Source organism: Actinoplanes sp. NPDC048988 (assembly GCF_043197815.1).
Lineage (GTDB): Bacteria > Actinomycetota > Actinomycetes > Mycobacteriales > Micromonosporaceae > Actinoplanes.
In genome coordinates this window covers 1268953-1282117 of record NZ_JBICTW010000001.1, presented here as the reverse complement: position 1 = coordinate 1282117, position 13165 = coordinate 1268953, and the positions used below count along the sequence as shown (strand labels likewise).

At 70.5% G+C, this 13165-nt stretch carries 14 protein-coding genes; 9 read left to right on the top strand and 5 right to left on the bottom strand.

Going from position 1 to position 13165, the window contains the following annotated elements:
* Positions 1–112: 112 nt before the first annotated feature.
* Positions 113–1348 (bottom strand): MFS transporter, encoded by a 1236-nt coding sequence (locus ACGFJ7_RS05775; RefSeq protein WP_360246877.1) that lies wholly within the window; start codon positions 1346–1348, stop codon positions 113–115.
* Positions 1349–1425: 77 nt separating this feature from the next.
* Entirely contained in the window at positions 1426–2919 is a 1494-nt protein-coding gene (locus ACGFJ7_RS05770; protein WP_392641057.1) for an MDR family MFS transporter, read from the bottom strand.
* 134 nt (positions 2920–3053) lie between these two features.
* Between ACGFJ7_RS05770 and ACGFJ7_RS05765 the strand changes: the two genes are divergently transcribed.
* On the top strand, positions 3054–3809 hold the full coding sequence (locus ACGFJ7_RS05765) for a phosphoglyceromutase (RefSeq protein WP_392641055.1): 756 nt from the start codon (positions 3054–3056) through the stop codon (positions 3807–3809).
* Between the two features lie 65 nt (positions 3810–3874).
* On the opposite strand, the gene phoU is transcribed toward ACGFJ7_RS05765, so the two are convergent.
* Positions 3875–4528, bottom strand: coding sequence for a phosphate signaling complex protein PhoU (gene phoU / locus ACGFJ7_RS05760; RefSeq protein ID WP_360246871.1), 654 nt, complete (start codon positions 4526–4528; stop codon positions 3875–3877).
* Between the two features lie 223 nt (positions 4529–4751).
* Between phoU and ACGFJ7_RS05755 the strand changes: the two genes are divergently transcribed.
* Complete coding sequence (locus ACGFJ7_RS05755; RefSeq protein WP_360248235.1) at positions 4752–6017, top strand: ATP-binding protein; 1266 nt, start codon at positions 4752–4754, stop codon at positions 6015–6017.
* Positions 6018–6048: 31 nt separating this feature from the next.
* Positions 6049–6732 carry a response regulator transcription factor gene (locus tag ACGFJ7_RS05750; protein ID WP_097317745.1) on the top strand — a complete coding sequence of 228 codons (684 nt, stop codon included), beginning with the start codon at positions 6049–6051 and terminating at the stop codon, positions 6730–6732.
* Here ACGFJ7_RS05750 and ACGFJ7_RS05745 read toward each other — a convergent pair.
* Positions 6729–7631 (bottom strand): hypothetical protein, encoded by a 903-nt coding sequence (locus tag ACGFJ7_RS05745; RefSeq protein ID WP_392641053.1) that lies wholly within the window; start codon positions 7629–7631, stop codon positions 6729–6731. The genes ACGFJ7_RS05750 and ACGFJ7_RS05745 overlap by 4 nt on opposite strands.
* Before the next feature lie 75 nt (positions 7632–7706).
* On the opposite strand from ACGFJ7_RS05745, the gene ACGFJ7_RS05740 reads away from it, so the two are divergent.
* Positions 7707–8528 carry a sugar phosphate isomerase/epimerase gene (locus ACGFJ7_RS05740; RefSeq protein ID WP_360246867.1) on the top strand — a complete coding sequence of 274 codons (822 nt, stop codon included), beginning with the start codon at positions 7707–7709 and terminating at the stop codon, positions 8526–8528.
* Positions 8529–8555: 27 nt separating this feature from the next.
* Here the strand turns inward: ACGFJ7_RS05740 and ACGFJ7_RS05735 are convergent, their stop codons facing one another.
* Positions 8556–9116 (bottom strand): CGNR zinc finger domain-containing protein, encoded by a 561-nt coding sequence (locus tag ACGFJ7_RS05735; RefSeq protein ID WP_360246865.1) that lies wholly within the window; start codon positions 9114–9116, stop codon positions 8556–8558.
* A gap of 89 nt (positions 9117–9205) precedes the next feature.
* On the opposite strand from ACGFJ7_RS05735, the gene ACGFJ7_RS05730 reads away from it, so the two are divergent.
* The 5 genes from ACGFJ7_RS05730 (at position 9206) to ACGFJ7_RS05710 (ending at position 12910) form a co-directional block, all read left to right on the top strand.
* Positions 9206–10084: a proline dehydrogenase family protein gene (locus tag ACGFJ7_RS05730; protein ID WP_360246863.1), complete on the top strand. Its 879-nt coding sequence runs from the start codon at positions 9206–9208 to the stop codon at positions 10082–10084.
* Between the two features lie 212 nt (positions 10085–10296).
* On the top strand, positions 10297–10509 hold the full coding sequence (locus ACGFJ7_RS05725) for a helix-turn-helix domain-containing protein (RefSeq protein WP_097317749.1): 213 nt from the start codon (positions 10297–10299) through the stop codon (positions 10507–10509).
* Between the two features lie 149 nt (positions 10510–10658).
* Positions 10659–10760 carry a 30S ribosomal protein bS22 gene (locus ACGFJ7_RS05720; RefSeq protein WP_007465623.1) on the top strand — a complete coding sequence of 34 codons (102 nt, stop codon included), beginning with the start codon at positions 10659–10661 and terminating at the stop codon, positions 10758–10760.
* Positions 10761–10841: 81 nt separating this feature from the next.
* Entirely contained in the window at positions 10842–11912 is a 1071-nt protein-coding gene (locus tag ACGFJ7_RS05715; protein ID WP_360246861.1) for an NAD-dependent epimerase/dehydratase family protein, read from the top strand.
* A complete protein-coding gene (locus ACGFJ7_RS05710) occupies positions 11909–12910 on the top strand; it encodes a lysophospholipid acyltransferase family protein (protein WP_360246859.1) in 1002 nt (333 codons plus the stop codon). Before ACGFJ7_RS05715 ends, ACGFJ7_RS05710 begins: the two co-directional genes overlap by 4 nt.
* Positions 12911–13165: the final 255 nt, after the last annotated feature.

Genomic DNA, 13165 nt, shown 5'->3' with positions numbered 1-13165 from the left:
GGTGGGCTAGGCGCCAGTCGGCGTGTGCGTTGGGGTTTCTGTGGTGATGCGCGGGCTGGGCTGCTTGCGGCGGGCGGTGACTTCTCTCCGGCTTCCTGGCTGGCGGGGTCGGTCAGGAGGTGGTCACTGTCTGGGCGGTCTCGGAGCGTAGGGCGGCCACGCGGCGTTCGCGGGCCGGGCCGGCCAGCAGGTGCAGGGCCGCGGCGGCGGCGCCCAGGGCGCCGACTATCAGCCAGTGGGCGTCGCCCAGGTACTGCAGGCCCGCGCCGCCCAAGGCTGGGGCCAGGAAAGAGGCTGCCGGGAAAGCCAGGAAGAAGACCGACTGGTAGCGGCCTCGCAGGTCGAGGGGGGCCAGCTCTGAGTTGATCTCGGCGTTGGGTGGGGCGGCCAGCATGCCGCCGATCGTCCAGATCACGGCGGCGATCAGGTAGAGCCACAGGTGGTCGGCCAGGGCCAGGACCGCGAAGCCGATGCCGTTGATCAGCAGGGCGACGGCGAGCACCCGGTGTTTGTGGTGGCCGTCGATGAGGCGCGGCACGAAGAGCTGGCCGATCACGATCAAGGCCGCGCCCAGTGCCACGACCAGGCCGTAGGCCGACGGGCTCAGGCGGTCGTCCTGCATCGCCAGCGGCACGATCGTGCTGGCCTGCGTGTAGATCAGCGCCTGCAGCACCGTCAGCCCCACGAAGACCAGGAAGATCCGGTCGGTCAGCACCACTCCCAGGCCCCTCGGCCGGGGGTGAGAAGGACGCGACGGCGAGCGGCGGCGGGGAAGGGTTTCGGGGATCTTCCAGGCGATCAGGAGGGCCGTGGCCAGGGTGGAGGCGGCGTCGATCAGGAAGAGGCCGACGTAGCTCCAGGTGGCCAGGACGCCGGCGATCAGGGAGGCGAAGGCCATGCCGAGGTTGAAGGCCCAGAACTGGAGGTTGAAAGCGCGGGAGCGGCGGTCGGCGGGGACCACGTCGATGATGGCGGCTACGAAGGCGGGCTGGGGCATCGACTGGAACACGCCCAGGAGCAGGCAGAGAGTGGCGATCACAGCCAGGTTCGGGGTGAGGGCCAGGCCGACCAGGGTGGCTGCCACGACGAAGTGGGACAGCAGCAGGGTGCGGCGGCGGCCCCAGCGGTCGGTGAGAACCCCGCCGGTCAGGGTGCCGAGGATGCCGCCGATGCCGTACGTGCCGACGATGAGACCGGCCTGTGCGGTGCCGGCGCCGCGCTGGGCGGTGAGGTAGAGCGAGAGGAACAGGACCGCGAAGCCGCCGACCCGGTTGATCAGGATGCCGGTCCAGAGATACCAGTAGGTCGCCGGGAGTCCGCCCGCCGTGTCCCGAAGCCAGCCGCGCACCGCGCCCCCGTTAGGAAACCTTGTTAACAGTCCATGCGGAGGCTAGCGCGCGGAACGCGGTCTGTCTTCTCGGTTTCCTATCGGGACGAGGGTTCTTTGACGATCTCGGGCGGAATGTCCGCCACGGGCTCGGCCTCAGCCGGCGGCGTAGCGCCGAGCGCCACCGTGGCAGCCGCCGCGGCCAAGTCGGCAGCGGAGGAGGGCGACGTCGCGGCGGAGTCGGTGGAGGCGCCAGCGGAGGTGGAGGCGGCAGCGGCGGAGGCGGTGGAGGTGGCCGAGGAGATGGCGGCGGCGGAGGTGGGGGCGGAGGCGGCAGAGGGCGGCGGCGTCGCGGCGGACAGGGCGGCGGCGGGCTCGGAAGGGGGAAGCTCGGCCATCGCGGCGATGCGACGGCGGCGGCTGGGGGCGGCCAGCAGGTGGCCGGCCGCGACCAGGGCGCACACCGCGAAGCAGCCCAGCCACAGGGCCGCGTCGCCGAGGTGTTCCTGGGTGAAGCCGCCCAGGATCGGGGCCAGGGCGGTGCCGGCCGACCACGACAGCGAGCTCAGCCCCTGGTAGCGACCCCGCAGCGACGCCGGGGACAGGCCCGCCACCGTCGCCGCGTTCGACGGGGACTGGAGCATCTCGCCCAGCGTCCAGATCACCACGGTCAGCGCGAAGAACCACGCCGCGTTCGCGAAGGCGGTCAGCCCGAAACCCACCCCGATGATCAGTGAGGCCACGGCCAGGACCCGCGCGTTGTCGTGGCCGCCGATCAGCTTGGGGATGAAGAGCTGACCCAGCACGATCAGCACGCCGTTCACCGCGATGACCGCGCCGTACGTCGCCGCCGACAGGCCGTCCGCGGTCATCGCGATCGGCAGCGTCGACATGTGCTGCATCATCACGACGACGCCGCCCAGCGAGATCAGCAGGTAGCCGACGAAGATCCGGTCCCGCAGGGCCGTGCCGAGGCCGCCGGAGCGGGCCTGCCGCCGTACTCCCAAGCGGGTTGGCCTGGTCTCCTTCACGAAGATCAGGAAGATGGTGGCGGTGATCAGGGTGCTGGCCGCGTCGACGACGAACAGCAGCAGGTAGTCGGCCTTGGCGGCCAGGCCGGCGCCGACCGACGACAGCGCGAAGCCCAGGTTGATCGCCCAATAATTGAGTGAGTACGCCCGTACGCGATCCTTTTCGGGCACGACGTCGACCATCATCGCCGAGAAGGCGGGGCGCACCGCCTCGCTGAAGAAGCCGAGCAGGAACGTCGTGGCCAGGATCTGCCCGTACTCGTGGGCGAAGCCGAGCGCGAGCATCAGCGCCGCCGCGCCGAACTGGGCGACGAGCATCGTCGGCCGGCGTCCCCAGCGGTCGGCCAGTACCCCGCCGGCCGTGGTGCCGAGGGCGCCGCCGACCCCGTACAGGCCGATGACCAGGCCGGCCTGGCTCTGTGAGAAGCCGCGCTCACCGGTCAGATAGATCGCCAGGAAGATCACGACGAACGAGCCGAGGCGGTTGATCAGCGTGCCGGTCCAGAGGAGCCAGAACTGCCGTGGGAGACCACCGATGGCCTGGCTGAACCAGCGCTGCACGCCGCACCCCGTTCCTAGTGGTAAGCAGTGATCAAGGCTTATTCCCTTACAACCTAGGTGTACGCGCAACTCCGTTTCCACGTGGTGGTCGCCACTAGTGGGTCCGCGCCCGCGGCAAATGCGCCTGCGGCAGGATGGATCCCATGACAGGGACTTTGGTGCTGCTGCGACACGGCAACAGCGAGTGGAACGCCAAGAACCTCTTCACCGGCTGGGTCGACGTCGACCTCGACGCCAAGGGTGAGGACGAGGCCCGCCGCGGCGGCGAGCTGCTCAAGGCGCAGGGCGTGCTGCCGGACGTGGTGCACACCAGCGTCCTGCGCCGCGCCATCCGGACCAGCGAGATCGCTCTGCACATCGCCGACCGCCACTGGATCCCGGTGAAGCGCTCGTGGCGCCTGAACGAGCGCCACTACGGCGCTCTGCAGGGCAAGGACAAGAAGCAGACGCTTGAGGCGTACGGCGAGGAGCAGTTCATGCTGTGGCGCCGGTCCTACGACGTACCGCCGCCGCCGATCGAGGCCGACTCGGAGTTCGCCCAGTTCGACGACCCGCGGTACGCGCTGCTGCCGCCGGAGGTCCTGCCCAAGGCCGAGTGCCTCAAGGACGTGCTGGTCCGCGCGCTGCCCTACTGGTACGACGAGATCGTCCCGGACCTGCGGGCCGGCAAGACCGTGCTGGTCGCCGCGCACGGCAACTCGCTGCGGGCCATCGTGAAGCACCTCGACGGCATCTCCGACGAGGCGATCGCCAAGCTGAACATCCCGACCGGCATCCCGCTGCGGTACGACCTGGACGACAACCTGCGCCCGGTCACCGCCGGCGGCACGTACCTCGACCCCGACGCGGCCAAGGAAGCGGCGGCCGCGGTCGCCAACCAGGGCCGCTAGAAACGGCGAAGGGCCGGGACACCCCCGTGGTGTCCCGGCCCTGCCCCGACCTGGCGAGCGCGTGCTCAGCCCTGGTCGGCCACCTTGTCTCCGGTGATCAGGTAGACCAGCTGCGCGCCGACGTTCACGGCGTGGTCGGCGTAGCGCTCGTAGAAGCGGCCCAGCAGGGCGCCGTCGATAGCGGTCTCGGCACCGTACGGCCAGTCGTCGGCCAGCATGATGCGGAACAGCTCGCGCTCCTGGTCGTCGATCTTGTCGTCGGCCTGCTCGAGGGCCGCCGCCAGCTCGGCGTCGGGGTTGGCCAGCAGCTTGGTGATCTCCCCGGCCATCTCGTCGGCCACCTCGGCCATCCTCTTGAAGACCGGGCGCAGCTCGGCCGGTACCGCCGGCGACGGGTGACGGCGCATGGCGGTCTTGGCCACGTGCTCGGCGAGGTCGCCCATCCGCTCGATGTCGGCCGAGATGTGCAGGGCGGTGATGACCATCCGCAGGTCGGAGGCGACCGGCGCCTGGCGGGCGATGGTGTCGGCCACCTTCGTCTCGACCTGGCTGTAGATCGCGTCGATCTCGAGGTCGCGCTCGATGACCGACTCGGCGGCCTTGAGGTCGGCGGTGAGCAGCGCGGTGGTCGCGTTCCGCAGCGCGGTGCGCACCCCTTCTGCCATGGTCACCAGCAGGCGGGTGACCTCGTTGAGGTCGGCCTGGAACTCCTCGCGCATGTTGTCTCGTCCCCAGGGGCTCGCGGTCGCCCCGAAACAGGGCGCGACCTTGGTTGATGTACAGGCTAGGGGTGCCCAGCAGCGGACACGTGAACGGCAATGAACGACGCTGGGCGCGGTGGTGAACATTATTCGACACGCGCCCGGTTTGTCCGGATCCCCCTAGGGCCCAGGTAAACAATGACCCTACGATCGCAGCGTGGACCTGGTGTACGGCACTCTTCTGACCCTCGTCGCGCTGGCTGTCGGCGTGGCTGCGGGGATCGTCATCGCCCGTGCCCGTAGGTCGCCCGGGTCGGATGCCACCTCCCGGAAAGATGAGGGAGGACGCGCCATCGACCAGGAAAACGAGCACACCGGCAAGCACGGCATGAAGGGGCTTGGTCGCAAGAGCCTCGACTCGCTGCGCGTCGGCGTGGTGGTCCTCGACGCCGAGGATCATCCGGTGCTGGTCAACCCGGCCGCCCGGGCCATGGGCCTGCTTCGCTCCGGCGGCGCCCCGGGCACCATCGCGGCCCACCCCATCCTGCGCACTCTGGCCGGGCAGGTGCGGCGGACCGGCGTACGGCGGGAAGTCGAACTTGATCTTCCGCATGGCCGTGCCGGGGCCGCTCAGGCGCCGCTCGGCCTGCACCTGCGGGCGGTGGCGCTGAACTCGACGCACGTGGCGGTCGAGGCGGCCGATGTCACCGAGTCGCACCGGCTGGCCCGGGTCCGCCGTGACTTCGTGGCCAACGTGAGTCATGAGCTCAAGACCCCGATCGGCGCGCTCCAGCTGCTGGCCGAGGCGCTGCTGGACGCGACCGAGGTGCCGGCGGCCGAGGCCGTCGACAACGAGGAACCCAACGAGGACCTGCTGGCGGCCCGCCGGTTCGCCGAACGGATCCACCACGAGTCGGCGCGCATGGGCCGCCTGGTGAACGAACTGCTCGAGCTCACCCGGCTCCAGGGCGCCGAGCCGCTGCCCACCCCCGAGCCGGTCGCCGTCGACTGGGTGATCGCCGAGGTCATCGACCGCACCCGCACCACCGCCTCGGCCAAGAACATCGAGGTCGTCTACTCCGGTCCCAAGGGCGCTACCGTTTACGGCAGTGACAGTCAGGTGGCGACCGCGGTGACCAACCTCGTGGAGAACGCGATCGCGTACTCCGGAGATGACACGAAGGTCGAACTCACGCTCCGTCACGACGACGACTGGGTGGAGATCGACGTCGCCGACCAGGGCATCGGCATCGCGCCGCACGACGTCGACCGGATCTTCGAGCGGTTCTACCGCGCCGATCAGGCCAGGTCGCGCTCGACCGGCGGCACCGGTCTCGGCCTGGCCATCGTCAAGCACATCGCCACCAACCACGGCGGCCGGGTCGACGTGACCAGCAGCCTCGGCGACGGCTCGACGTTCACCCTGCGCCTACCGGCGCGTCCCCCGGAAGCCCCCTTGCCGTTACCGACGGCAATTGAGATCGAATCCGGTGCTGGCGGGCGTTGAGCCCGTGAGCCGGAAGATGGAAGGAACCACATTGGCCCGCGTGCTCGTGGTCGAGGATGAGGAGTCGTTCTCCGACGCCCTGTCGTACATGCTGCGCAAGGAGGGCTTCGAGGTCTCGGTCGCCCCGACCGGAACCTCCGCCCTGACGCAGTTCGACCGGACCGGTGCCGACATCGTGCTGCTCGACCTCATGCTTCCGGAGATGTCCGGCACCGAGGTCTGCCGCCAGCTGCGTCAGCGCTCGGCCGTCCCGATCATCATGGTCACCGCCCGGGACAGCGAGATCGACAAGGTCGTCGGTCTGGAGATCGGCGCCGACGACTACGTGACCAAGCCGTACTCGCCGCGCGAGCTGGTCGCCCGGATCCGCGCCGTGCTGCGCCGGCAGGGCACCGAGGCGGCCGAGGTCTCCACCCCGACGCTGGCCGCCGGCCCGGTCCGGATGGACGTCGAGCGCCACGTGGTCACCGTCGACGGCAGCGGCGTGCAGCTGCCGCTGAAAGAGTTCGAGCTGCTCGAGCTGCTGCTGCGCAACGCCGGCCGGGTGCTGACCCGAGGTCAGCTGATCGACCGGGTCTGGGGCGCCGACTACGTCGGTGACACCAAGACCCTCGACGTCCACGTGAAGCGGCTGCGCTCCAAGGTGGAGCCCGAGCCGTCGGCCCCGCGCTACATCGTCACGGTGCGCGGCCTCGGCTACAAGTTCGAGCCTTAAACCGACTCGGGGGGCGCGGCGGGCTCACGTCCGCCGCGCTTTTTCGGTGCCCCCGCTTTCACCGTGGCCGGATGCACCGCGGTCAGGCCCTTGGCCAGGCGGTCGGCGCAGAGCTCGGCCAGCTTGTCGTAGGCGGCCTGGCCGACCAGGGCGATCAGCTCCGGCGCGTACGACAGGTACATCGGCTCCGTGCCGACGTGGGCGTCCGGCGACGACGTGCACCACCAGTCGAGGTCGTGACCACCCGGGCCCCAGCCGCGCCGGTCGAACTCGGTGAGCGTCGACTGGAGCACCTTCGTACCGTCCGGGCGGTTGATCCAGTCCTGTTCCCGGCGCACCGGAAGCTGCCAGCAGACGTCCGGCTTGTAGGTCAGCGGGTGTACGCCGTCCCGCAGCGCCTGCGCGTGCAGGGCGCAGCCGCCACCACCGGCGAAGTCGGAATCGTTCAGGAAGACGCACGGGCCGTTCTCGGACTGGATCGCCGTGCGGCGGGCCGGCTTGGCCCCGTCGATGGTGTCCAGCTCGGTGTAGTTCTTGAAGCCGCGCCGGTAGTGCTGCCAGTTCTCGGGAGTGAGCTTGGCCGCGGCCGCCTTCACCCGGTTCTCATCGTCGGCGTCGGTGAAGAACGCGCCGTGCGAGCAGCAGCCGTCCTGGGCCCGCCCGGCCACGATGCCGTGGCAGGCCGAGCCGAACACGCACGTCCATCGCGACAGCAACCAGGTCAGATCGGCTCGGACCAGGTGCTTGTCGTCGTCGGGGTCGAGGAACTCGATCCACTCACGAGGAAAATCGAGGTCGACCTCGGCAGCACGGGCGGCTGCCGCAGCGTCGAGGACGATGCGGATCTGTTGACGGCGGCTCACCAGGCTCAGCCTACGCGCGCGGGGGACCGGCACCATGTCACCGCCCGGTATGGTCGCATATACCCGGTAGAGGAGACGGCGTACGCGACAAACGGGTCTACGCTTGATGACGTGAGTTCCCGCGTCCCCGTGCTTCTGTCCAGCTCGTCGGTCTTCCCCGAGCCGACCGCGGCCGCGTTCGAGCTGGCCGCCACGACCGGCTACGACGGTCTCGAGGTCATGGTCTGGACCGACCGCGTCAGCCAGGACGCCGGCGCGCTGAAGGGTCTGGCCGATCACTACAACGTTCCGGTGCTGTCGGTGCACGCGCCCTGCCTGCTGGTCACCCAGCGGGTGTGGAGCACCGACCCCTGGGAAAGGCTGAGCCGCGCCGCCCAGCTCGCCGAGACGCTGGGCGCCCCCACCGTGGTGGTGCACCCGCCGTTCAGCTGGCAGCGCGACTACGCCAAGAACTTCTCGGCCGGCCTGGCCAAGATCCAGGCCCGGCACCCCGACCTCGACTTCGCCATCGAGAACATGTTCCCGGTGAAGATGGCCGGCCGCTGGTTCGTGCCGTACACGCCCGGCTGGGACCCGACCGAGACCGGCTTCGACGCCTACACGCTCGACCTGTCGCACTGCGCCGCGTCCCGCGTCAACTCGCTGGCCATGGCCGACAAGATGGGCGCCAACCTCAAGCACGTGCACCTGGGCGACGGCACCGGCGAGGGCCGCGACGAGCACCTGGTGCCCGGCCGCGGCAACCAGCCCTGCGCCGAGCTTCTGCGCTCCCTGTCGGCCCGCGGCTTCACCGGCTCGGTCGCCCTGGAGGTCTCCACCCGCAAGGCGGCCAGCCGCGCGGCCCGCGAGGCCGACCTGCGCGAGTCCCTGGAGTTCGCCCGCCGTCACCTGAAGCCGGCAGAGTCACCCACACCCGCCATCACCCGGGGCTGACCACCTCGCGGAGCGAAGCGGAGCCAGCTACAGAGCGACGGCCTCGCGGAGCGAAGCGGAGCCGGCCAGCTCGGCCCTCTTTCGGGCGCGGTGGGCGGCCACGTGGGAGCGGGTGGCGCAGCGCTCGGAGCAGAAGCGGCGGCAGTTGTTCGACGACGTGTCGAGGTAGACGTTGCCGCAGCGCTCGTCGGCGCAGATGCCGAAGCGGGCGCTGCCGTACTCGCAGAGCCAGACCGACAGTCCCCAGGCGGCGCCGGCCAGGTACTCGGAGCTGACCGACGAACCGCGGCTGGTCACGTGCATGTGCCAGTCGGCGGCGTCGTGCCCGGAGATGCGCGGCTGCACGGGAAACACCTCGAGCAGCGAGTTCAGCTCGGTGACGGCCTCGGCGTCGCGGCCGCTCGTGCCGTACTCGAAGACGTCGCGCAGGCGCCGCTGAGCGCGGCGGAAGACGGCGACGTCCTTTTCCGCGACCTCCTCGCGCATCCAGCCCTGCTCGTCGGTGAACAGGGCCCGTAGCGCGGCGAGATCACTCACCTCGGCGTTGACGAGGTCAACGGCGGTTCGGGCGTACGCATCGAAGTCCACCCGACAAAGGTAGCCGCACCGGGCTCCGGCGAACATGGCCCGCGCGCCACTCCCGCGATCGGGGGTGGGCCGGACGATACGCTCGGGGCATGCTCCGCTCCCTGTTCCTGGCCGCCGCCGGCTCGGACCGCCTCGGGCGTCTCGCGGCCGCCGTTCCCGTCAGCAAGAAGGTCGCCGGCCGTTTCGTGGCCGGCGACGGGGCCGGCGACGCGGTGCGCACCGGCCGCGCCCTGGCCGACGACGGGCTCTACGTGACCTTCGACCATCTGGCTGAGGAAACGCGCAGCGCGGAGCAGGCGGTCGCCGTCCGCGACGAGTACCGCGCGCTGCTCGCGGCCGCGAAGTCGGCCGGCCTGACCCCGGCCGCCGAGGTCAGCCTCAAGCTGTCGGCGCTGGGCCTGCGCCTCGACGAGCGGCTGGCCTACGAGCACGCCCAGGCGGTCTGTGCGGCCGCGGCCGAGGCCGGCACGACGGTGACCCTGGACGCCGAGGACCACACCACCACCGACGCCGTCCTGGAGATCCTGGCCGAGCTGCGCAAGGACCACCCGGGCACGGGCGCGGTGCTTCAGGCCTATCTGAGGCGCACCGAGGGCGACTGCCGCGAGCTGGCCACGGCCGGTTCGCGGGTGCGGCTCTGCAAGGGCGCGTACGCGGAGCCGGAGTCGGTGGCGTTCCAGTCCGCTCTGGACATCGACAAGTCGTTCGTGCGCTGCCTGAACATTCTGATGTCGGGTGACGGCTACCCGATGGTGGCGACGCACGACCCCCGGCTGATCGCGATCGCCGAGGACCGCGCCCGCTGGTTCGACCGTCTGCCGGAGGAGTACGAGTTCCAGCTTCTGTACGGGGTGCGCCCGCAGGAGCAGGCCCGGCTGGCCGCCGGCGGCAACGTCGTGCGGGTCTACCTGCCGTACGGAACCCACTGGTACGGCTACGTCGTGCGCCGGCTCGCCGACCGACGGTAGACACCGTGTCCGTCCCCAAAAGCAACAATTGGGGCAGAAACGGTGCACAACCGGCGTGTTGGCCTTGACTTTTTCCGGCCTTTTTCACGGAACGCATCGCGTTGGTCACAGCCGTATCGATACCGTTCTGATGACACGCACGTTCTCCGCCGCGTCGCAAACGCTCACTTTCTCGCGCGGCCCGTGCCTGCGAAAGGATCGGTGCGTACGAGATGACGGGTCCAGCCCAGACCGAGGAACGGCTCTCGGAGGTGCGGTTCCTGACCGTCGCCGAGGTGGCCTCTCTGATGAGGGTCTCCAAGATGACGGTCTATCGGTTGGTGCACGGCGGTGACCTCACCGCCGTCCGGGTCGGCCGGTCCTTCCGGGTGCCCGAGCACGCCGTGCACGAGTACTTGCGCGGCGCTTTCTCGCAAACGGCCTAGGGCCGTTTTGGCCCGGCGCTGGCCGGGCTTGTACGCTGGTGCGGTTGGCTCCGGACTGCTCGCGCGCCTGGGCCCCCGTTCAGCTCGGATGCGGGACGTGCCACCGCGCACGCGCCGGTCCGATCCACCAGTTTCGAGAGGCATGTCGTATGGGCTCCGTGGTCAAGAAGCGCCGCAAGCGTATGGCGAAGAAGAAGCACCGCAAGCTGCTGCGCAAGACCCGCGTCCAGCGTCGCCGTTTGGGCAAGTGATGGTTGGCTGGGAGTGATTCCCAGCCGCACCGTCTCTTGCCGCACGTATCGCACCCGTACGCATCGGAAGGTGCGCCCGACGTGACCTCTCCGCCCAGCGTCGTCGTGGTCACCGGAGTCAGCCGATACCTCGGCGCCCGGGTGGCCGCTCGCCTCGCCGCAGATCCCCGGGTCGACCGTGTCGTCGGCCTGGATCCGCATGACCCGCCGGCCGCCCTGCGCGACCTCATGGCGGACGTCGAGCTGATCCGGGCCGACGCCCGCGCGGCCTCGGGCGCCATCGCCGAGCTGGGTGCGGAGGCTCTCGTGCACCTGGCGGTCACCAGCGCGCCCGACTCGCAGCACGGCGGGCGGGCCGCCATGAAAGAGCAGAACGTCATCGGCACGATGCAGCTGCTCGCCGCCGCGCAGGGCGCGTCCCGCCTGCGCAAGCTTGTGGTGCGCTCGTCGACCGCCGCGTACGGCGCGTCGTTCCGTGACCCCGCGGTCTTCACCGAGGACACCGAGCCCCGGGCCGTGCCGCGGGGTTCCTTCGCGCGCGACATCCTCGACATCGAGGGGTACGTGCGCGGTTTCCGCCGCCGCCGGTCCGAGGTGGCGGCCACCGTGCTGCGCTTCGCGCCGTTCATCAGCTCGACCGCCGACACCACGCTCACCCGCTACTTCTCGCAGCCGGTGGTGCCGACTGTTCTCGGCCGCGACGCCCGGCTCCAGTTCGTGCACGTCGAGGACGCGCTGGAGATCCTGCACCGCTCGGTGATCGAGGACCACCCGGGCACGTTCAACGTGGCCGGCGCCGGCGTGCTCGCGTTGTCGCAGGCCGTCCGCCGGGCCGGGCGCATCTCGGTGCCGCTGCCCGAGGGCACGCTCTCCACCGTCGCCGGCCTGGCCCGCAACGTCGGGATCGGCCAGATCGGCCTGGACCAGATCGACCTCTTCGTGCACGGCCGGGTCGTGGACACCACGCGGCTGGTCCGCGAGTTCGGTTTCACCCCGCGAACCACGTCCGAGGCGTTCGACGACTTCGTCAAGGGCCACGCGGGCGGCTCGCTGACCGACGACCGGCTGGCCGTCGCCGAGCGGGCCATCCTCGACGGCATCCGGCGGGTGCGGGGCGCCGCCGAGACCACCGCCGCGGGGGAGCGGCTATGAGCCAGGACGAGTTCCGCGACATGCTGCCCGGCAACGCCGACTTCGTCCTGCCCGGGCCGGCCGAGCCCGTGCGGGTGAACGGCCGCCGGCCCATCCCCGAGGAGCCGCGGATGAACGGGCACGCCGAGCCTCCGCCGCCCGAGCCCGCGGCGACGTTGGACGTCTGGGACCAGCGGGTGGCCAACGGGCTCGCCTTCCTCCGGCGCCGGCTCGCCGGGACGTACGAGGTGGACGAGTTCGGCTTCGACCCCGAGCTCACCGACGCGGTCTTCCATCCGCTGCTGCGGGTGCTCTACCACGACTGGTTCCGCACCGAGGTCTTCGGCATCGAGAACATCCCCGACACCGGCGGCGGGCTGGTCGTCGGCAACCACTCGGGCACGCTCGCGCTGGACGCGCTGATGCTCTCGGTGGCGATCCGCGACCAGCATCCCCGCGAGCGCCACCTGCGGCTGCTCGGCGCCGACCTGGTCTTCCGCATGCCGGTGGTGAGCGAGCTGGCCCGCAAGTCGGGCGTGACGGTGGCCTGCAACCCGGATGCCGAGCGCCTGATGAGCACCGGTGAACTGGTCGGCGTCTTCCCCGAGGGCTTCAAGGGCATCGGTAAGCGCTTCGCCGACCGGTACAAGCTGCAGCGCTTCGGTCGCGGCGGGTTCGTCTCGGCGGCGCTGCGCACCGGCACCCCGATCGTGCCGGTGGCGATCGTCGGCGCCGAGGAGATCTACCCGATCCTGGCCGACATCAAGCCGCTGGCCCGGTTGCTCGGCGTCCCGTACTTCCCGGTCACGCCGACCTTCCCGTGGCTGGGCCCGCTCGGTCTGGTGCCGTTGCCGAGCAAGTGGATGATCCAGGTCTGCCCGCCGATTCCGACCGCGCACCTCACCGAGCTGGCCGACGATCCGATGGTCGTCTACAACCTGGCCGACCAGGTGCGCGAGACGATCCAGGCGACGCTTCTCGAGCTGCTGGAGAAACGGCCCGATCCGTTCGCCCGCTGAGGCCCCGGGTGGGCGGTTTCGCCCTATAATGACAGTGAGGGGCGGTCCGGTAATTCCCGGCAACCGCCCCTCGCCATGTCTTGGTCCCTCTAGTCGCCGAGGATCCCGTCCAGCAGGCCGCCCAGCGGGCCCTTCTCGCTGGGGTCGCCCGTGCCGGGGTCGATCAGCGGCGTCTCCGACGGCACCGGGCTGCCGCCGAGCGGCAGCTCCGGCGAGGTCGACGGAGCGACCTGACCGGTGACCCCGCTGTTGCTC